Origin of the sequence: Lentilactobacillus fungorum (assembly GCF_016860605.1) — a bacterium.
In the GTDB taxonomy this organism is placed as follows: domain Bacteria; phylum Bacillota; class Bacilli; order Lactobacillales; family Lactobacillaceae; genus Lentilactobacillus; species Lentilactobacillus fungorum.
Map to the genome: position 1 here is coordinate 320,009 of NZ_BNJR01000016.1, position 21,134 is coordinate 341,142.

Annotated in this window: 20 protein-coding genes; 19 read left to right on the forward strand and 1 reads right to left on the reverse strand. The window is 42.5% G+C overall.

The features are described from left to right. Positions 1–2: 2 nt before the first annotated feature. The 4 genes from truA to YK48G_RS10515 all read left to right on the forward strand — a co-directional run bounded on the left by truA (position 3) and on the right by YK48G_RS10515 (position 2,528). On the forward strand, positions 3–797 hold the full coding sequence (gene truA / locus YK48G_RS10500; RefSeq protein WP_308440181.1) for a tRNA pseudouridine(38-40) synthase TruA: 795 nt from the start codon (positions 3–5) through the stop codon (positions 795–797). 125 nt (positions 798–922) lie between these two features. Continuing rightward, positions 923–1,366 carry a 50S ribosomal protein L13 gene (gene rplM, locus YK48G_RS10505; protein WP_203630651.1) on the forward strand — a complete coding sequence of 148 codons (444 nt, stop codon included), beginning with the start codon at positions 923–925 and terminating at the stop codon, positions 1,364–1,366. Positions 1,367–1,379: 13 nt separating this feature from the next. Continuing rightward, positions 1,380–1,772 (forward strand): 30S ribosomal protein S9, encoded by a 393-nt coding sequence (rpsI, locus tag YK48G_RS10510; RefSeq protein ID WP_008855771.1) that lies wholly within the window; start codon positions 1,380–1,382, stop codon positions 1,770–1,772. 162 nt (positions 1,773–1,934) lie between these two features. Then, positions 1,935–2,528 (forward strand): ECF transporter S component, encoded by a 594-nt coding sequence (locus tag YK48G_RS10515; RefSeq protein ID WP_203630652.1) that lies wholly within the window; start codon positions 1,935–1,937, stop codon positions 2,526–2,528. 64 nt (positions 2,529–2,592) lie between these two features. On the opposite strand, the gene YK48G_RS10520 is transcribed toward YK48G_RS10515, so the two are convergent. Continuing rightward, positions 2,593–2,889, reverse strand: a complete 297-nt coding sequence (locus tag YK48G_RS10520) for a DUF2187 domain-containing protein (RefSeq protein WP_203630653.1) — start codon at positions 2,887–2,889, stop codon at positions 2,593–2,595. A 160-nt stretch (positions 2,890–3,049) separates the two neighbouring features. Between YK48G_RS10520 and YK48G_RS10525 the strand changes: the two genes are divergently transcribed. The 15 genes from YK48G_RS10525 (at position 3,050) to YK48G_RS10595 (ending at position 20,857) form a co-directional block, all read left to right on the forward strand. Further along, complete coding sequence (locus YK48G_RS10525; protein ID WP_505744175.1) at positions 3,050–3,682, forward strand: glycoside hydrolase family 73 protein; 633 nt, start codon at positions 3,050–3,052, stop codon at positions 3,680–3,682. A 14-nt stretch (positions 3,683–3,696) separates the two neighbouring features. Continuing rightward, positions 3,697–4,269, forward strand: coding sequence for a xanthine phosphoribosyltransferase (locus tag YK48G_RS10530; RefSeq protein WP_203630654.1), 573 nt, complete (start codon positions 3,697–3,699; stop codon positions 4,267–4,269). Positions 4,270–4,338: 69 nt separating this feature from the next. Further along, positions 4,339–5,499: an ATP-grasp domain-containing protein gene (locus tag YK48G_RS10535; RefSeq protein WP_203630655.1), complete on the forward strand. Its 1,161-nt coding sequence runs from the start codon at positions 4,339–4,341 to the stop codon at positions 5,497–5,499. A gap of 101 nt (positions 5,500–5,600) precedes the next feature. Further along, positions 5,601–7,835, forward strand: coding sequence for a DNA helicase PcrA (gene pcrA, locus YK48G_RS10540; protein ID WP_203630656.1), 2,235 nt, complete (start codon positions 5,601–5,603; stop codon positions 7,833–7,835). A 27-nt stretch (positions 7,836–7,862) separates the two neighbouring features. Then, the gene (gene ligA / locus YK48G_RS10545; protein WP_203630657.1) at positions 7,863–9,890 is read left to right on the forward strand and encodes an NAD-dependent DNA ligase LigA; all 2,028 of its coding nucleotides are present in this window, start codon (positions 7,863–7,865) and stop codon (positions 9,888–9,890) included. Between the two features lie 15 nt (positions 9,891–9,905). After that, positions 9,906–11,048 carry a CamS family sex pheromone protein gene (locus tag YK48G_RS10550; RefSeq protein ID WP_203630658.1) on the forward strand — a complete coding sequence of 381 codons (1,143 nt, stop codon included), beginning with the start codon at positions 9,906–9,908 and terminating at the stop codon, positions 11,046–11,048. A gap of 80 nt (positions 11,049–11,128) precedes the next feature. Then, on the forward strand, positions 11,129–11,440 hold the full coding sequence (gatC, locus tag YK48G_RS10555) for an Asp-tRNA(Asn)/Glu-tRNA(Gln) amidotransferase subunit GatC (protein WP_203630659.1): 312 nt from the start codon (positions 11,129–11,131) through the stop codon (positions 11,438–11,440). After that, on the forward strand, positions 11,440–12,903 hold the full coding sequence (gene gatA / locus YK48G_RS10560) for an Asp-tRNA(Asn)/Glu-tRNA(Gln) amidotransferase subunit GatA (RefSeq protein WP_203630660.1): 1,464 nt from the start codon (positions 11,440–11,442) through the stop codon (positions 12,901–12,903). The genes gatC and gatA overlap by 1 nt, the downstream gene beginning before the upstream one ends. Then, the gene (gene gatB / locus YK48G_RS10565; RefSeq protein ID WP_203630661.1) at positions 12,903–14,324 is read left to right on the forward strand and encodes an Asp-tRNA(Asn)/Glu-tRNA(Gln) amidotransferase subunit GatB; all 1,422 of its coding nucleotides are present in this window, start codon (positions 12,903–12,905) and stop codon (positions 14,322–14,324) included. Before gatA ends, gatB begins: the two co-directional genes overlap by 1 nt. 19 nt (positions 14,325–14,343) lie before the next feature. Next, a complete protein-coding gene (locus YK48G_RS10570; RefSeq protein ID WP_203630662.1) occupies positions 14,344–15,342 on the forward strand; it encodes a diacylglycerol kinase in 999 nt (332 codons plus the stop codon). Between the two features lie 223 nt (positions 15,343–15,565). Beyond that, positions 15,566–16,933: a 23S rRNA (uracil(1939)-C(5))-methyltransferase RlmD gene (gene rlmD, locus YK48G_RS10575; protein WP_203630663.1), complete on the forward strand. Its 1,368-nt coding sequence runs from the start codon at positions 15,566–15,568 to the stop codon at positions 16,931–16,933. Between the two features lie 132 nt (positions 16,934–17,065). Beyond that, a complete protein-coding gene (locus tag YK48G_RS10580; RefSeq protein WP_203630664.1) occupies positions 17,066–17,599 on the forward strand; it encodes a GNAT family N-acetyltransferase in 534 nt (177 codons plus the stop codon). A 296-nt stretch (positions 17,600–17,895) separates the two neighbouring features. After that, positions 17,896–19,095, forward strand: a complete 1,200-nt coding sequence (locus YK48G_RS10585) for a quaternary amine ABC transporter ATP-binding protein (RefSeq protein ID WP_203630665.1) — start codon at positions 17,896–17,898, stop codon at positions 19,093–19,095. After that, on the forward strand, positions 19,088–19,939 hold the full coding sequence (locus tag YK48G_RS10590; RefSeq protein ID WP_203630666.1) for an ABC transporter permease: 852 nt from the start codon (positions 19,088–19,090) through the stop codon (positions 19,937–19,939). Before YK48G_RS10585 ends, YK48G_RS10590 begins: the two co-directional genes overlap by 8 nt. A gap of 12 nt (positions 19,940–19,951) precedes the next feature. Next, positions 19,952–20,857: a glycine betaine ABC transporter substrate-binding protein gene (locus tag YK48G_RS10595; RefSeq protein ID WP_203630667.1), complete on the forward strand. Its 906-nt coding sequence runs from the start codon at positions 19,952–19,954 to the stop codon at positions 20,855–20,857. Positions 20,858–21,134: the final 277 nt, after the last annotated feature.

Consider the following 21,134-nt stretch of genomic DNA (forward strand, 5'->3'; position numbering starts at 1 on the left):
CAATTCGGTATAAAGTTACACTGGCATATGATGGAACACTATTTAGCGGCTTTGAGCGCCAGCCAAACCAACGAACGATTGAAGGCGTTTTGACCCAAAAAGTGAATCTGATGGCTAAAAAGCCAAAGCCACCGATTGTTGTTTATGGATCGGGTCGAACTGATGCTGGCGTCCATGCATTAGGGCAAGTGGTCCACTTTGATTTTCCGTTTGATTTGCCAACCCAAGCTATTTACCGCGGCCTTAACAGCCTATTGCCACTTGACATGGAGATTAAAAAAGTTGAAATTGTGCCGGATACATTTCATGCCCGCTATGATGTTTCCGGCAAGCGCTACGTTTATCGATTGGATCTCGGTGAGTTTAGAGACCCTTTCAAGCGGAATTATACGGGTAATTGGCGCTTCCCGATTGACATTAACAAAGTTCAATCAGCCATGACTGATTTTATTGGTGAACATGATTTCACCAGTTTTGTTGCCTCTGGCTCGACTGCTCGTTCTAATTTTCGAACGATTTATGAAGCCAATGCAACCTTTGACAAGGCGGCCAATGAGATTCAACTTGTCTTTTATGGCAACGGCTTCTTATATAATATGGTTCGAATCATGGTGGGGGTGGTCGTTGAAATTGGTTCTGGAATGCGACCTGAAGGTGATATTCGCCGACTATACAAGGTACGGGATCGAAACCAAGCTCGTCGGACAATGCCCGCTTCAGGGTTGTATCTAAAGCGGGTCTATTATGAAGGTGATGATCCTGAACACCCGACAAAGTTACCAAAGCATCAGCGATAATTTGTGAAATCGATTGACTTTCGCGAAAATAATTTGTATTATGTTAGTTGGTATTGTTTGCCCCACGATAAGCCCCGGAATCTTATTTGGTGTCGAACAAACACAGGAACATGGAGGAATATAACGTGCGTACAACATATATGGCAAAACCTGGTGAAGTAGAACGCAAATGGTACGTTGTTGATGCAGACGGCGTTTCATTAGGACGACTTTCATCAGTTGTTGCATCAATTTTACGAGGCAAGAATAAGCCGACTTTTACCCCGAACGTCGATACAGGGGATAACGTTATCGTCATTAACGCAAGTAAAGTTAAACTGACTGGTCATAAAGATACTCGAAAAATCTATTATCATCACTCACGCTTTATTGGCGGCTTGAAGCAAAAGACAGCTGGACAATTTCGTGAAAAGAACCCAGAAAAATTAATCGAAACTTCAGTTAAAGGCATGCTTCCTCATGGAACATTAGGTCATAAGATTGGTTTGAAGTTACATGTCTATGCAGGTCCTGAACATGATCATCAAGCTCAAAAGCCGGAAGCATTTGACATCACTAACCTAATTTAAGGAGGAACTCGCATTGGCTCAAGTACAATATAGCGGCACAGGCCGTCGTAAAGATTCAGTCGCCCGAGTACGTTTAGTACCCGGCACTGGCAAAATTATTATGAACGATAAAGCAATTGAGGATTACATTCCATTTGCGAACTTGCGTGAAGTTGTTGTGCAACCATTTAACGTGACTGAGACTTTAGGTAACTATGATACGTTAGTTAACGTTAATGGTGGCGGATTCTCTGGTCAAGCTGGCGCAACTCGTCACGGAATTGCCCGAGCATTATTGGCTGTTGATCCTGACTTTCGTGGTCCATTGAAGCGAGCCGGATTATTAACCCGGGACGCTCGAATGAAGGAACGAAAGAAGCCAGGACTTAAGAAAGCTCGTAAGGCTTCACAATTTTCAAAGCGTTAATATTTACGTTGCATTCAAGGCACTTCTTATCGGGAAGTGTTTTTTTGTATTCTGAAGTTTACCTTAAAATTTGGCTGAAAAGGTACTTTAAAGCACATCAGTAAACTAGAATAGAACATGTTATTGTATAATAAACCCAATAAATTTAAAGGAGCGAGAAAATTGCCCAAACGAAACAATACCCTGAGACTTAATTTATTGGCAATGTTTATTGCAATTATTATTTTACAAACGTCTATTCCTCTTATTGGTTATATTCCAATTGGGCCACTTGCAATCACAATCATTCCAACCACCGTTGTCATTGCGACCGTTCTGTTGGGAACGGTGGATGGCGCAATTATTGGTGGTGTGTGGGGTATCATTACCTTCATTCGCGCTTACATCTGGCCAACCAGCCCACTGGCGACAATCGTGTTTGTTAACCCGATTATTTCAGTCTTCCCCCGAATTATGATTGGACTGGTGGCCGGGTGGGCATACGTTGCTTTAAAAAAACGCCTCAAACGCCAGTCAGTAAGTATTTCGATTGCAGCGGTCCTCGGGTCGCTAACAAATACCGTCTTAGTGCTTGGTCTCATTTATCTGTTTTATAAATCAAAAGCGCCACAGCTGTATCAAATTAACATGGAGAAGCTGTTGCCTTACTTGATTGGAGTGGTTGGCACAAACGGGGTGCCCGAAGCCATTTTTAGTGGCATCGTCACGCCCTTGATTGCCACGCCGCTTGATCGAATCATTAAGCGGCGGACGTAACAATTGTCAGCAATAAAAAGAGGATGAAACAAATCAAAATTTGTCTCATCCTCATGCTAACTGATCAGGATTTTTTATTAGACTTCTTTGTGTCCTTGGGATCCTTTTCGTCATCTTCATCTGAGTCATCTTCAACGCGAGGCGCCGCTTTAATCAGCTTCAGGTGGCGATTGTTAATCACAACTTTCTTGTGGTACTTATCAATGATTTCGGGATCATCTGATTCGAATGTAATCAGAAATGAATTGGTATATCCCTTATCGATATAACCTTTAAACGTTTTTCTTTCGATCTTGAATGAAACCTCATCACCAACGTGAAACTTAGATTGGGCTTCTGATACTTCGGTGTTTTTAGCCATTGGTTTCCATCTCCATAATTAAGTGTCAAGTGATAACATAACTGATATTGAGCCATTTGTCAATTATCCTTACTCAGATAGACGGGAATTCTGAAATAGTAATTGCTCTTATGAACATTTATCGTTAAAATTAATTAAAGTTAGAAAGTTTGAGGTTGGATTGGCTAAATACGGAAAACGACGGCGGGTGAAACGGTCTAATACGATTGTCATGTTGGTACTCATCTTTTTTGGCCTCATGATTATCTTAGGATTTAGATCATTATCGAATCCTTATCCTAATACTGGTAAACTTGATAACAACAATACTGAAATGGCCGTCGAACATCAAAAATTCATCAAGAAACTTGCCCCAGAGGCTCAACGACTTCAAGGACAGTACAATGTTTTGCCAAGCGTCACTTTGGCACAGGCAATCCTCGAATCGGATTGGGGAACTAGCAAACTTGCAAGCGAGTATCACAATCTATTTGGTGTCAAAGCTCAAGGGACTGGCGCCAGTAGCGATTCGGTCTATTTAGATACGCAGGAATTTGTTAACGGCCGATACGTGACTGTTAAAGCCCATTTTCAGGTTTATCAAGATTGGAACGATTCTTTGGCTGATCACGCCAGATTGTTAGCGTATGGCACCAAATGGAATCCAAATCAGTATCAGGATGTAACAGCTGCGACCAACTATATGCAAGCGGCTGATGCGCTTCAAAAGGATGGTTATGCAACCGATCCGACCTATACCCAAAAACTGGTTTCGATTATTAAGAAGTATCAGTTGTATCAATATGATGATTAGAAAGGAATTTTGTAATGGAGTTACTTAAGAAGCGAATTGTCGAGGACGGTACCGTTTTACCTGGAAACGTCTTGAAAGTGGATAACTTTTTGAATCACCAGGTAGATACGAAATTAATGGATCAAATTGGTGAGGAATTTGCCGAACTGTTTAAGCATGAAACGATCACTAAAGTCGTGACCGTCGAATCATCAGGGATCGCACCAGCTTTAATGACCGCCCTGCATCTAGGGGTTCCGTTAATTTTTGCTCGGAAGCATAAGAGCTTAACCTTGACGGATAATCTTTATACAGCTAACGTTTATTCTTACACCAAGCAGGTGAGCAACGATATCAGTGTCGACAAACGGTTTCTACAACCAGATGATCATATTTTAATCATCGATGACTTTTTGGCAAATGGTCAAGCAGTTCAGGGACTGCTTGAAATTGCGAAGCTTGCTCACGTTGAAGTTGCGGGTGTTGGCATTGTGATTGAGAAAAGTTTCCAAAAAGGCCGCTCAATGATTGAAAAAACGGGTGTCCGCCTAGAATCTTTGGCAAGGATTGCCTCATTGGATAATCAGAAAGTGACTTTTGTCGAATAGGGAAGTTGTAGTACAATCAATTCGGAGTGATTTGTGAATAAGAATAATAGGATGAAAGTAGTGAAGTAATTGGCAGAAGCAAGTGTTCTTTATCCAGGGCAGACAATTGGAATTCTAGGCGAGCGCGCAAGTACGCCGATTCTTTTAATGACTGCTAAAAAAATGGGCTTTAAAGTTGGGATGTATAGTGCAGATGAGAATAGTAAGGCGATGGTCCTTGCTGATTATCAATACATTGGCCCACTCGACGACAAACAAACTTTAAAGATGTTTGCTGAGCGTTGTGATGCGGTTATCTATGACGACGATTTCATCGATTCAGAAATTATTCGGTATATTTCTCAATTTACTTCGGTGCCGCAAAAAGATGGGTTATTAGATATTATTCAAGATCGTGTCATTGAGCGGAGCTTCTTTGAAACCCTCAACATTAACATGGTGCCATATTCAACAATCGTCACCTTGGAAGATATTTATCAGGCGATTAATTCGATTGGGTACCCGGCAATCTTAAAGCCCATTCAGCGGGGACTGTTGAATGGTAAAGAGTTATTGATCAAAAACCAGGCAGATATCGTTTTGGCATCCGGCTTTTTGGACGCCGGGACCTATATTTTAGAGTCATACGTTGAACACGATATTGATTATTCGATGATCGTCACCAGAACAGCCGATGGGAAGCAAGCTATTTTTCCCAGTGTTGAAGTGATGTATCACCAGAATCAACTCATGACGGCTTATACCCCGCCCCAGTTAGATCCCAGTGTCGATAAAGAAATGAAGCGGATTACCAAAGAGATCACCCATAATTTGGATTACGTGGGGACGTTTGAAGTGAGTCTCTTCTTGGCTAAGAGCGGCTCAATTTATGTAAGCCGAGTGGCCCCGTTGCTAAGTCCAGCTGGCTTTGTCTTTAACTATGCTGCCAATGTGGACGAATTTGAGCAGCATATACGGGCGATTGCCGGTTTGCCGCTCACAAAGATCGAAGCAGCAACCCCGACCGTTTATCAAACGATTCGCAAAAAAGATTATCAACGGGTCAAAACCCAGTGGGTGATTAAGGGCAATTGGCATTTTACCATTTACGGCAATCAGCCTAACGATGATGATCAACCAGTTGGCAATGTTTTAATTCCAACAACCTCACTTTCTGAAACACTGATGCAGCTGGAAGCGACTGGCATTTGGCAGGATATTGACTATCAAACTAAATATCAAAAAAAATAATTGTCGGATTTTCCGGCTTTTTTTATTGTTTTTCGTGGGGAGCCAAAGCCGCTAATCTTTGGTATAATTGACGAGATAAATATGAGAGGATGAAATTTTTAGTGGCAGAAGAAAATTTATTAAAAGGGTTAAATAAAGACCAAAAAGACGCCGTTGTTCATACTGAAGGGCCGGTTTTAATCATGGCTGGTGCTGGTAGTGGCAAAACACGCGTTTTGACACACCGAATTGCCTATATTATTGAGCATGATCACGTAATGCCGTGGCATATTTTGGCAATTACATTTACTAATAAAGCCGCTAAAGAAATGCGTGAGCGAGTTTCTAAACTATTAGACGAAAGCGGTAACGATGTTTGGGTTTCAACTTTCCACGCTTTGTGTGTGCGGATTTTAAGACGAAACATTGATTTGCTAGGTTATAATCGGGCATTCACCATTGCGGATACAAGTGAGCAGCGAACGTTGGTCAAGCGGGTGTTGCGTGACCTCAATATTGATCCCAAAAAATTTGACCCACGGGCGATTCTCTCCTCAATTTCAAACGCTAAGAATGATTTGCTAACACCAAAGGACTACAAAGCCCAGGCAGTGAGTGCCTTCGATCAAATTGTGGCTGACGTTTACGAACGTTATCAATCGGAGTTAAGGCAAAATGAATCCTTGGATTTTGATGATTTGATTATGATGACCATTCAGTTGTTTGAGCAGCATCAAGATGTTTTAGCCTACTATCAAGACAAGTTCCACTACATTCACGTTGATGAGTATCAAGATACCAATGAAGCCCAGTATCAATTAGTGAATACTTTAGCTCAGAAAAGTCAAAATATTTGCGTTGTTGGTGACGCTGATCAAAGCATTTATGGTTGGCGGGGCGCTAACATGCAAAATATTTTGAACTTTAAAAAAGATTACCCAGCTGCCCACGTAACGCTATTAGAGCAAAACTATCGGTCAACTAAGACAGTCTTAGATGCCGCTAATTCGGTCATTGCCCATAATGATAATCGGGCAGACAAAAATCTTTGGACTGAAAATGCGCAGGGAGATCAAATTTCCTATTATCGTGGCCAAACCGAAACTGACGAGGCGAGGTACGTTGTTGCCAAAATTCAAGAGGAAATGAGAAAGGCCAACCGCAATTATGGCAGCTTTGCGATCCTATACCGAACGAACGCGCAATCTCGAGTGATTGAAGAAACGTTGTTAAAGTCGAATATTCCATACACGATGGTTGGCGGGCACAAGTTTTATGATCGAAAAGAAATTCGAGACATTTTATCGTACTTAACCCTACTTGCCAATCCCAATGACTCAATGAGCTTTGAGCGGGTGATTAATGAACCTAAGCGAGGAATTGGTCAAACCAGCCTTGAAAAGCTTCGATTATTTGCGAACGATCATGGCTGGAGCTTGCTTGACGCTGCGCAAAATGTTGATTTAGCGAATGAAATTTCTGCGCGGGCTAAAAACTCGATTTCAACATTTGAACAAATGATTCGTAAAATTTATAACCAAATGGCGTCGATGACCATCACGGAACTCACGGAAGAATTACTTGATAAAAGTGGTTATTCAAGTAGCTTAAAGGCTTCTAAGTCGCTAGAATCCCAAACGCGGTTAGAAAACCTGGAAGAGTTTATTTCCGTTACTCAAAAGTACGATGAAGATAATACTGAGGCCACTGGTCAAGATAATTTAGTCAATTTCTTAAGCGACTTGGCCTTGGTCTCTGATCAAGATGATTTACAAGAAGATAATGCCCAAGTGACTTTGATGACCTTACATGCTGCTAAAGGACTCGAATTTCCAGTTGTCTTTTTGATGGGAATGGAAGAAGGTCTGTTTCCATTGTCACGGGCGAGCGAAGATGAGGATGAACTCCAAGAAGAACGTCGGCTTGCCTACGTTGGTATTACGCGAGCAAAGGAAAAACTATATCTCACGAATGCTTATTCACGAATGTTATATGGTCGGCGGCAAAATAACCCGGAATCGCGCTTTGTGAATGAAATCAAGCCGGAATTAATCCATTACGATAATCCACAACAAGCAAACACCCCACTTAGTACCCCCTTTGATCGGCGAACGGCCAGAGCAACGGCAACAACCTATCATCGACCGGATCAAATTGTCCAAAAACCAAAGGGAACTGGTGCTGATAAGAAGGCTTGGGAAGTTGGCGACAAAGTTTCTCATAAGGCTTGGGGAACGGGAACGGTTGTTAAAGTCAGCGGGACTGGCGAAGACATGGAATTAGACATTGCCTTTCAACAACAGGGGATCAAGCGGCTGTTAGCGGCGTTCGCCCCCATTAAAAAGCAGGAATCTTAATGAAATCAATTAACAGAAGGTGTTATCGTGGCTTTTGAAGGACTTAATGAAAAGCAGGCTGCTGATCAAGCAGCCCAATTACGGTCCCAATTAAATCAATGGGCGGATGAATATTATACTTATGATTCACCGAGTGTTGAAGATGCGGTTTACGATCGTACTTATCAACAATTAGTTGAACTGGAAACCAAATTTCCTCAAATTGTGACGCCTGATTCCCCAACCCAAAAGGTGGGGGATCACACGCTACCGGGATTCACCAAGGTTCAACATGACATTGCAATGTTATCTCTAGGCGATGTTTTTTCTAAAGAAGAGCTCGGTGACTTTGTTGATCGCCTGACGAGTACAGAATCAGTGCCGTTTGAGTACAATTGTGAGCTAAAAATTGATGGCTTGGCAGTCTCATTGAGGTATGAAAATGGCATTTTTGTTCAGGGATCAACGCGGGGAAATGGACAGATCGGCGAAGACATTACTCGTAACTTAAAGACCATCAAATCAATTCCTCGAAAGCTCAGCCGACCGATTAACATTGAAGTTCGAGGCGAATGTTACATGCCAAAAGCGTCATTTGCAGCACTAAACGAAGAACGGCAAAATAACGGGCAAGCGCCGTTTGCCAATCCGAGAAACGCGGCGGCGGGCAGTTTGCGCCAATTGGATCCTAAAGTAACGGCGCGGCGAAAATTAAGTACATTTATGTACAACGTGGCCGATTATGATGATCTAAAGGCCGATACCCAAAGTGGTTTGTTAGAGGAACTCAAAGCGCTGGGCTTTACGATTAATCCCAGTTATCAAGTTGCTCATTCAATGACGGAAATTGATACTTACGTTGATAAATACCAACAGCTTCGAGATGGATTGGCCTATGGGATCGATGGGATTGTGATTAAAGTTAATTCATTGCCATTACAACGCTCGCTTGGGGCAACCGTTAAAGTTCCTCGCTGGGCAATTGCTTTTAAGTTTCCACCCGAAGAAGTCCAGACGGTTGTCCGAGACATCGAATGGACCGTTGGGCGAACCGGGGTTGTGACGCCGACAGCTGTTATGGACGCGGTGACATTGGCTGGTTCAACGGTGAGCCGGGCTTCACTTCATAATCCGGATTATCTTGAAGCAAAGGATATTCGAGTTGGTGACACCGTTAAGTTACATAAAGCTGGCGATATTATTCCAGAAATCTCTCAATATATTGCTGAAAAACGGCCAAAGGATAGCCAGCCTTATCCCATTCCAACTCAGTGCCCTTCGTGTGGCTCTGAGCTCGTCCATTTAGACGAAGAAGTTGCTTTAAGGTGTATTAATCCACAATGCCCAGCCCAATTACAGGAAGGGCTTACCCACTTTGCTTCTCGGGATGCAATGGATATTGACGGCCTCGGGCCAAAGATTATTGCCCAATTGTTTAAAAAGCACATGCTAACCGATGTTGCCGGGTTATATGACCTGTCCTTTGATCAGTTGTTAACCTTAGACAAGTTTGGTGAAAAGTCGGCTACTAACCTACTTTCTGCAATTGATACCAGTCGAAACAATTCTTTTGAACGCCTCTTATATGGCCTTGGTATTCGCCACGTTGGCGTTAAAGCTGCTCGCCTAATTGCCCAACGTTTTAAAAATATTGATAAGCTTATGGAAGCTTCTGCCCCAGAGATTGCAGAAATTGATACAATGGGAATGATCATTGCCGATAGCGTGGTAACTTATTTTTCAATGCCGCAGTCAAAAGCACTGATTCAACAACTCAAGCAAGCTGGCGTTAACATGGATTATTTAGGGGTTAGCGATGAGCAACTAGAAAATAGTGACTCGTTTTTTAACGGTAAAAGGGTCGTCTTGACAGGTAAGCTGCAAGAAATCACGCGGCCAGATGCTACTGAGTGGCTGGAAAATCAGGGAGCTTCGGTCAGCAGTTCGGTGTCTAAAAAAACCGACATTGTGGTGGTTGGCCAAGATCCTGGCAGCAAATATGATAAGGCTAAGGATCTTGGAATTGAAATTTGGGATGAGACGCGTTTTCGAGAAGCAATGGCAAATGAGACGTAACAGTGGAGGAGAATCATGTTAAAAAAAGCACTTGTGGGCATTTCAATCATCTTGTCTGGATTCATGTTGGCGGCTTGTGGCAGCGTCGATAACCTCTCAAATGATACAAATAGCTCAGGTTCAAAGGCTAAAACGCAATTAACTGGCCAAACCAACAGTGATTACTATCAAGGTGTCATTAAGAATGGTCGTTATCGGACCAGCAAATCAAGGGGTGTTAGCGTCTCCCAGGAATCTAATCAGTTTAATATCAAGGGTTTCGAAAATGGTTTGCTTAATATTTCTAAGAAAGAATTTTCGACTAAAAAATATGTCTTTCAAGAAGGGCAGTATCTATCAACTTCCCAAGTTGAAAATTGGTTAGCCAGAAAATCCAAATCTAACCCAACGGGGCTTAACCCGGTCAAATCAAAGTCGACCAGCCCGACTCGGCGGAATCCAATTTATCTCTCTCAGATTGATGAACAGGACTTCATGGTCCAAAACGGGAAATCATTGAAATTATCGGCAATGACTATTGGGTTAGCGATTAATTCAGTGGATTATTATAAAAAGACCCAGTATGGACCGACTTATCAGACATCGATTTCTAGCGCTGAAGCTGAACAGCATGGTAAACAAATTGCCAATCAAGTTTTGCAGCGGTTACGTAAAAAGAAAGCCCTGAAGAACATTCCAATTGTGATTGCGCTTTATCGATCAGCCTCAGATGATAGTTTGGTTGGCGGGAATTTCTTTGCGTACTCGCTTAACGATGATTCAGCGACTAAAATTTCCAAGTGGACCAAAGTGAACCAAAAGAATTACGTTTTCCCATTGCAGTCAAACAAAAAGGGGCCAAGCACCAATGATGAGGATTCCTTTGATAACTTTAAATCAACCATTCAAGGCTTCTTCCCTAATTTGAGTGGGGTAACCGCTCAGGCACAGTATACGGATGGTTCATTGAGTGGGATGAACGTTGATATTACTACCCAGTTCTATAGTCAAACAGAAATTATCAGCTTTACTCAGTATATTCAAAATGCAGCTCAAAAATATTTGCCGGCCAATGCACCAATCGATATTACCGTTCAATCTACGGAAGGCATTCAAAGCTTCTTGAGCCGAAAAGCGAATGAAAAGAAATTTTCTGCCCACATATTCAATAGTTATTAATTTTACAAAAATGGCCAGATTTATATGGTAAAATGACTGTTGTGATTAAATTAAGTAATTCAGAAGAGAGAAGGATTTCAATGACTGAAAAGATCTCTGAAGATCAAGTAAAACACGTTGCTGAATTAGCAAAGTTAAAGATTGATGATACGCAATTGCCGTACTTTACAACCCAATTGGATCAGATCATCGGCTTGTTTGAAACGCTGAGTGAAGTTGACACCGATGGAGTTGAACCAACTAGCAGTGTTTCCGATCAGGTCAACGTTATGCGAGAAGACGTTGCTGAAAATTGGCATCAACAAAAGGCTTTGTTGGAAAACGCCCCCGACACCCAAGATGGCTATATCCGCGTTCCTACGATTATTGATGAAAGTGGGGAAAACGAATAATGAATTATTTCAATGAGTCATTGACCACCATTCACAGTAGACTTGTTAACAAAGAAATAACTGCTAAGGAGTTAACTCAGCAGACTTTGGCAAACATTCAAAACGTCGATGGCGACATCAATGCTTTTCTAACGGTAGCAGACGAAGCAGCTGAAAAACAAGCTGCTCAAATTGATGAGGCGGGAATTGATGCTGACAACCCATTATCTGGGGTCCCGGTTGCCATTAAAGATAACATGCTAACTAAAGGGATGAAGACAACTGCCGCTTCAAAAATTTTGGAGAACTTCACGCCAATGTTTGACGCCACAGCGGTTGAAAAATTGCGGAACTTAGGCACCATCAACGTTGGTAAGACGAACATGGACGAATTTGCCATGGGTGGGTCAACTGAAAATTCGGCGTTCAAGATTACTCATAATCCTTGGGATACGACAAAAGTGCCCGGCGGTTCATCAGGTGGTTCCGCTGCTGCGGTTGCCGCAGGAGAAGTATTGGCAGCTTTAGGATCAGATACGGGTGGTTCAATTCGCCAACCCGCTTCGTTTAACGGTGTTGTCGGCATGAAGCCCACGTATGGTCGGGTTTCTCGTTGGGGCCTGATTGCCTTTGGTTCTAGCTTGGATCAAATCGGCCCAATTACGCGAAACGTTCAGGATAACGCGACGGTTCTAAACGCCATTGCGGGTCATGATAGTCACGATTTGACGTCTTCGACCAAGGAAGTTCCCGACTTTACCAGTTCCCTTAATAAGGGCGTTAGCGGCATGAGAATCGGGATTCCATCAGAATTTATGGCGCAAGGATTGGATGACGGTGTTAAACAGACGGTTTTAGCTGCTGCCGACGAGTTTAAAAAATTAGGCGCAACGGTGGAAGAAGTTTCCTTGCCACATACTAAATATGGGGTTGCGGCATACTACATTATTTCATCTTCTGAGGCATCATCTAACCTACAACGATTTGATGGGATTCGTTATGGTCGAAGGGCTAAGGATGTTAAGAATCTCGAAGAGTTATATGTAAAGTCTCGTTCAGAAGGATTTGGCGACGAGGTTAAGCGCCGGATTATGTTGGGAACCTTCTCGCTGTCAGCAGGATTTTACGATGCCTATTTCAAAAAGGCTGCGCAAGTTAGAACGTTGATGAACAACGACTTTGCCAAGGTATTCAAAGACTTTGACTTAATTTTGGCACCAACTGCCCCAACCCCTGCTTATGGGATTGGTGAGGACGTTTCTGATCCAATGACGATGTACATGAATGATGTCTTGACATTGCCGGTTAACTTGGCTGGCCTGCCTGGGATGTCGATTCCTGCCGGCTTTTCAAAGGGCCTGCCAGTCGGTGTTCAATTGATTGGCCGCCCATACGATGAGTTAACGGTTTACCAAGCGGGTAACGCTTTTGAACAAGACACTGATTTTAATCAACAAACACCAAAGTTGGGAGGTAACAACTAATGAATTTTGAAACAACAATTGGGCTTGAAGTACACGTTGAGTTAAAGACACATTCAAAAATTTTTAGTCCGTCTCCCGTAGAATTTGGTGATACCCCTAACGCTAATACAAACGTGATTGATTGGGGTTACCCGGGGGTTTTGCCCACTACTAATAAGGGGGTTGTCCACGATGGCATTATGGCTGGATTAGCGCTGCATGCTCAGATCGAACCCACCCCTCACTTTGATCGAAAGAATTATTTCTACCCTGATAACCCAAAAGCTTACCAGATTACACAGTCTGAGACACCAATTGCCCATGATGGCTGGGTTGAAATTGAGGTTGATGGTCAAAAGAAAAAAATCGGGATTGCTGAAATGCATATTGAAGAAGATGCGGGTAAAAATACCCACGAGGCTGAGCATTCTTTCGTTGATTTAAACCGTCAAGGAACGCCGCTGATTGAAATTGTTTCTAAACCCGATATTGCTTCGGCTGACGAAGCCTATGCTTATTTGGAACAATTACGACAAATTATTCAATTTACGGGGATTTCAGACGTCAAAATGGAGGAGGGCTCCATGCGGGTTGATACAAACATTTCGATTCGCCCAGTTGGCCAAAAGGAATATGGTACTAAGGTCGAAATGAAAAACATCAACTCCTTTACTTACGTGAAGAAGAGCCTCCAGTATGAAGAACAACGTCAGCAACGAGAAATTATGTCTGGTGGCCGCATTCAACAGGAAACGCGTCGGTTTGATGAAACAACTGGTAAGACCGAACTGATGCGGGTTAAGGAAGGCTCTGATGATTATCGTTACTTCCCAGAACCAGATCTGCCTGTTTTGACAATTTCTCAAGATTGGATTGATCAGATCCAAAAGGAATTGCCAAAGCCACCTGCTGAGCGGCGGAAAGATTATGTCAATGAGTTGGGAATTACCGATTATGATGCCATGGTGATCACCCAGACCAAGGAAATGTCTGATTTCTTTGATGAGATGGTTCAAGCAGGTGCGGATGCTAAATTAGCTGCCAATTATCTTCAAGGGGACGTAAATGCCTACTTAAACGACAATCAAGTCGATTTGCAAAATACCAAGATTACCCCAGATCATTTAGCAACAATGATCAAATTGATTAGCGACGGGACAATTTCTTCCAAGATGGCTAAGAAAGTCTTCAAAGCCATTACCAAGGGCGAAGAACCTAAGAAGTTTGTCGAAGAAAAGGGCATGATTCAATTATCAGACCCTGCTAAGCTGCAGCCAATCGTTGATGATGTTGTAGCCGCCAATCCCCAATCGGTTGAAGATTTCCATAATGGTAAGGATCGGGCAATCGGTTTCTTGGTTGGTCAAATTATGAAACAGACGCATGGGAAAGCTAATCCTCAAGTGATTAACAAAATGCTAAAGGAATCAATGAGTAAGTAAATAGAAAGTCAGGATTGTAATGCGAAAACGGGCTAGGGTCATTTATAACCCCACTTCTGGAAGAGAGATTCTCAAACAGAAGATGGTGGATATTTTAAATATTTTTGAACAAGCTGGTTATGAAACCAGCGCCTATGCGACGACCCCTGCAAAGGATTCCGCAAAAAATGAAGCAAAACGGGCGGCTGAAGAGGGCTTTGATTTGGTTGTCGCGGCTGGCGGTGATGGCACCATTAATGAAGTTGTGAATGGCATTGCTCCGCTTAAACGGCGACCAAAGATGGCGATCATTCCGGCGGGAACAACGAATGATTATGCTCGGGCACTGCACATCCCGCGTGAAGATCCGGTTGAAGCGGCTAAAATGGTGTTTAAAAAGCAAACGATTCGAATGGATATTGGCAAAGCCGGCGATAATTATTTTATTAATATTGCTGCCGGTGGGCTGCTCACGGAACTAACTTATGATGTCCCATCCGATCTTAAAACGATCTTCGGTTATTTGGCTTATTTGGTTAAAGGCGCCGAACTATTACCACGAATCAAACCAATTGAGATGGATTTAAAATATGATGGTGGTGAGTTTAAGGGAAAGGCGTCCATGTTCTTTTTGGCCCTGACAAATTCCGTTGGTGGCTTTGAACAGATTGTACCGGACGCTTCCTTAGATGACGGTAAGTTTACGTTGATTATTGTCAAAACAAGTAACTTGGTCGAAATTCTCCACCTAGCTTCTAAAGTTTTAAATGGTGGCAAACACGTTGATGATCCACGGATTATTTATAAGAAGGTTCGTAAAGTGACTGCTAAGCCAGTTAATGATCGGATGCAGATTAATCTTGACGGGGAATATGGTGGTGACGCGCCGATGACCTTTGTGGATTTAAAACAGCATATCGAGATTTTTGCGAATACGGATGAAATTCCGGATCGGGCATACTCGGATGCTAACGATGAAATTCGTGAGGTCGAAGAAAACTTCGTCAAAGGCGTTGACAAACTGCCTGATAAGGAATAAGTTTATATGATATGTATGAATTGCGTTACGATGCTTTCGTTTCGCAATTTTTATTTCTATTGATATAATGAATCAAGCAAAGTAGTGGCGTTCGCCAAATAGGCGGGCCTTTTATGGTTGTTGAAATGTAGGCGTACTGGTGTAACGCCCTGACTGAGGGGGTTGCTTAGGTAATGCTGGGATTGCTTTGTCTGACGGTTTGAGAATTAATAAGGGTGACTAAATGAAAACAATTGCACCAGTAACTAAGAATGAAACTTATACAGTTGATATTTCGGATTTAACTTATCAGGGATTGGGCGTCGCTAAAATTGATGATTTTCCAATCTTTATTGAAGATGCCTTACCAACTGAGAATATTGTGATGAAAGTCATTAAGGTGAAGAAGAACTTTGCCTTTGGCCGCGTCATCAAAATCAATCAAAAGAGCCCGGATCGAGTTGAGTTGGTTGATAAGTCCTATACGCAAACGGGGATTGCCCCGCTACAACATCTAAAATATGATGCGCAACTTGAATTTAAGCGGCATCAAATTGAAGAAGACTTTAAGAAATTAAAGCTTGACGTTGAAGTGGCGCCAACGATTGGCATGCAGAAGCCTTATCAATATCGCAATAAGGCTCAAATCCCCGTTCGGCTGGTGAATGGGGAACTGCAGACCGGTTTCTACCGGAAGCACTCCCATGACTTGATCCCCATTGAGGATTTCTATATTCAAGATCCTAAAATTGATCAAGCTATTGTGCTTATTCGTGATATTCTTCGCAAGTATCGACTAAAGCCTTACGATGAACGTACTAATGGTGGCGTTATTCGAAACATTATGGTTCGCCGTGGCCATTACTCACACCAAATGATGGTGGTTTTAATCACTCGGACGGAAAAACTACCAAGTCGTCAAGAGATTGTTGCCGAAATCACAAAAGCCTTACCTGAAGTGAAGAGTATTGTCCAAAATATTAATCCCAAGAAGACAAATGCCTTGATGGGAAAAGAAAATAAAGTTTTAGCTGGTCAAGAGACGATTGAAGATACCTTGCTGGGCTTAAAGTTTGACATTTCGGCCAATTCATTTTATCAAGTAAATCCAATCCAAACGGAGAAGCTCTATGAGTTAGCAATTAAGAAAGCCGAGTTGTCTGCGGACGATATTGTGATTGACGCCTACTGTGGGATTGGCACGATTTCACTGCCAATGGCTAAGGTTGCTAAACGGGTCTATGGAGTTGAAGTGGTCGCAGAAGCGGTTGAAGATGCCAAGCGAAATGCCCAAATCAACCATTTGGATAACGTTGACTTTGTGGCCGGATACGCTGAAGATCAGATGGCCAAATGGCAGGCAGACGGTCTAAAGCCGGATGTTATTGTTGTTGACCCGCCAAGAAAGGGGCTGGCCGCTTCTTTAATTGAGAGTGTTGTCAAAATGCAGCCGAAACGGGTGGTTTACGTTTCTTGTAACCCGGCAACGCTGGCTAGGGATGCCAAGTTATTTAGTGAGCAAGGCTATCAAATTAATCAGCCAATTCAACCGGTTGACCAGTTCCCACAAACGGTTCACGTTGAATCAGTTACGGTATTCAATCAACAGTAGCGCCTGAAAGGCAATCCGTCTTGAACAAATGAGATCGGATTGCTTTTTTCGTATCGCTGTCATGGATTGTCGAATTAGCTTAACCTAACTAAGCCATTAGCTTCAATTATTATTAGAAATGGAGTAACTTGCATGACGCAAATTAAATTTGAATATGCGCAGCCAAATGATTTACCCAAAATTGTTGAAATTTATAACGAAATTATTCCCAGTCGATTGGCAACTGCTGATTTGGTGCCAGTTTCAGTCGCTTCAAGACAAGCGTGGTTTCAGGCTTTTAATCATGATCGACGACCAATTTGGGTGATCAAAGCTGACCAAACAATTGTCGGCTGGGTCGGCCTGGAATCCTTTTATGGGCGGCCTGCTTATCAGCACACTGCTGAAATTAGCATTTACCTTGATAAGAATTATCGCCGCCATCAATTGGGTCAACAAGCACTTGAATACGTTCGCACGCAATTAAGAAGGCTCAACCTTGATACGCTGGTTGCTTTTGTATTTAGCCATAACCTCCCCAGCCAAAAACTGTTTAAGAAAAATGGCTTTGAAAAATGGGGCCATCTACCTGACGTGGCGTTGATGGATGACCAGCGCCGTAGTTTGGATATTCTTGGCCGCCACTTTGGCAACTTAATAAACGATGCCGAGCCAGTGGTTAAATAATTTGTCAAAAAAATAATTTTAGAGCTGCTAGTGCCCGTGCTTATAGGGGTTAGTCGAATTTAGCCAATAAAATTGGCCACGGTCGTCAGTAGTTGACCCAATCCTTATAATGACAATGATTGGTCGTTAAAATAATTGGTAAACTTCAAATTTGCAATCATTCAACTTATTTGAAACAAGTCAATATTTTTGTTATGGTTTTAAGAGTAATTTTTTTATTAGATGGCACGGCCTTTCGGAAGTGTCATTTTTAATTTCTTGAACGATTAACGGAAACAATTGATAAGGAGGGGCACATGACAGCAAAATTACAAGTGCGACATCTTACCAAAATCTTTGGTCGCAGAATTGCGCGGGCTGAGGAATTAATCAAGGCAGGTAGGACAAAGGCCGAAATCCTAAAATCGGCAGGCGCCACGGTTGGTGTAAGTGATGCTAACTTTGAAGTTAATGACGGAGAAATCTTTGTGATTATGGGATTATCGGGTAGCGGCAAATCAACGATGATTCGAATGATTAACCGGCTGATTGAACCCACTTCAGGAGAGATCCTCATTGATGGTAAAAATCTTACGTCACTGAACAAAAAAGAATTATTAAACGTTCGGCGAAATAAAATGAGCATGGTATTTCAAAATTTTGCACTATTTCCTAACCGAACGATTATTGAAAACACGGCTTATGGATTGGAGATCAAAGGTGTTGATAAAGATGAGCGCCATCAAAAAGCTCACGAAGCCTTGGAATTAGTTGGTCTTCACGGATATGATAATCAATACCCAACCCAATTATCTGGTGGTATGCAGCAACGGGTTGGCTTGGCACGAGCGTTAGCCAATAATTCGGAGATTCTCCTCATGGATGAAGCGTTTTCTGCTTTGGATCCTTTGAATCGAAAGGATATGCAGGATGAGTTGTTGGATTTACAAGAAAACCTGCACAAAACGATTGTCTTTATTTCTCATGATCTAAACGAAGCCCTAAGAATTGGTGATCGGATTATGATTATGAAAGATGGGGTTATCGTCCAGACTGGGACACCAGAAGAAATCTTGACGCAACCAGCCGATGACTATGTCGAGAAATTTATTGAAGACGTGGATCGAACCAAGGTCTTAACGGCAGCTAACGTGATGATCCGACCAAGTTATGTCAACATCGACAAGGATGGTCCACGGATCGCGATGCGCCGGATGGTCGAAAACGAAATTTCATCACTGTACGTGGTCAATAGCAAGCGCGAATTTGTTGGCGTTGTGGATGCCAGCCACGTGATGGGCTTAATCAAGAAGAAAGAGCGCCAATTAAACTCGGTTATTCAAACAAACGTCCCAACGACGGCTCCTGATACGCCGATTACTGAAATTATGGATAAAATTTCATCGACGCCAATTCCATATGCGGTTATTGATGATCAAAATCATTTATTGGGAATTATTATTAGGGGTGCTGTTCTTGGTGCCATTTCTGGAAATGAGGTGAACGAAGATGCCTAACATACCACAATTGCCAGTTTCAAGCTGGATTGATAAGTTAGTTGATTGGCTTGCCAGCTTTGAAGGCTTCTTTAATGGTGTTACCAACTTTATTGGTGGCATTATCAATGGCTTTCAGTGGGTCTTTGATTTATTGCCAATTTGGTTATTTATGATTTTGGTCGTTGGCGGCACTTACTGGCTGAATCGAAAAACTAAGCACTGGGGCCTGATTGCGTTTGAAATTGTGGGGCTCCTCTATATTTGGAACCAAGGATTTTGGCGTGATATGACTCAAACGTTGACCCTGGTGTTAACGTCGAGTTTAATTGCTTTGGTGATTGGCGTGCCCCTTGGAATTTGGATGGGCAAGTCAAAGGTCTTCGAAACAATTAACAAGCCGGTTTTGGACTTTATGCAGACGATGCCAGCCTTTGTTTATTTGATTCCTGCAGTCGCTTTTTTTGGTATCGGCATGGTTCCTGGGGTGATTGCGTCAGTTATTTTCGCAATGCCACCAACTATTCGAATGACTGATTTGGGGATCCGCCAAGTACCCGCCGATTTGATTGAAGCGGCTGATTCGTACGGGTCAACTTCTTGGCAAAAATTGTTTAAAGTTCAATTGCCGCTGGCTAAGTCGACGTTAATGGCCGGCGTTAACCAAAGTATGATGTTATCGTTATCAATGGTTGTGATTGCTTCGATGATCGGCGCGATGGGGCTTGGAAATAAGGTCTACTTTGCGGTTGGTCGAAATGACGCTGGTGGTGGCTTTGCTGCTGGCTTGGCAATTGTGATCTTAGCGATTATCTTAGATCGAATTACGCAAGCAATTAATCGCAGCAAGATCCCTAAGTCATAGAAGGGGGTTCCTATGAAAAAACGAATAACCCAAGTGATACTGCTTGTTTCGATGGTTCTGTCGGTCTTCATTCTGTCTGGCTGTTCTAGTCAGATGGCTAAGTACAATCCTAAGCAAAGCGTTGGTAAACAAATTAACTATACAATTACTGGTGTCGAAGCTGGGGCTGGAATCATGTCAAGCACGCAAAAAGCGATGAAAGCATATGGTCTCACTAATGCGAAGTGGCAGTTACAGACTAGTTCAACGGCAGCGATGACCAGTACTCTTGGTAAGGCAATTAAGAATCGGCAACCGATTGTTGTGACCGGCTGGACACCTCACTGGATGTTTACGAAATACAAATTAAAGTTTTTAAAAGATCCTAAGAACGTCTATGGTGGTGCCGAGAATATTCATACGATCGTGCGTAAAGGGCTCAAGAAAGATAAGCCGCAAGCTTATGACTTATTGAACCGGTTTAACTGGCGGCCAGACCAAATGTCAAATGTGATGCTAAAGGTTAATAACGGCGAGGACCCGCACCAAGCTGCTAACGACTGGATTAAACAAAATCAAAAGCAGGTTGATTCATGGACCAAAGGAATTAAACACGTTCATGGCCAATCTATCAAATTAACCTACGTTGCTTGGGACTCAGAGATTGCCTCTACTAACGTGGTGGCCAATGTTTTACGATCCCTAGGCTACAAGGTGACCATTCAGGCTATGGAAGTTCAGCCATTGTGGGCCTCGATTGCCACTAAAGCCGCTGATGGGATGGTAAGTGCTTGGTTGCCCAATACTCAAGGGCTATATTATAAAGATTATAAAGGTAAGTTTGATGATCTGGGTGTCAATCTTAAGGGCGCTAAAGTTGGCTTAGCTGTGCCAACCTATATGAAGAACGTCAACTCAATTGATGATTTGAAAAAGTGAGTAAAACCAGCTCCCAAAAAGCGTAATTTGACTTTTTGGAGCCATCAAAATAGCAACTTGCTCAAGCAGAAATTCTTGGAATGTGAAGATTTTTGCGTAGTATGCTTCAACGGATTTTTTGCCGGACGCAATTGGCTTATCGTTAGAGGCTGCTAGGTTACTAAATTACAATAGACCAACCAAACGAATGTGTTGTTAAAGCAGGCACAGATCAGTTTAGTTGGTCTATTTATTATGTACATTTTTTCACATTGATGAACATTATTTCATCAAATAT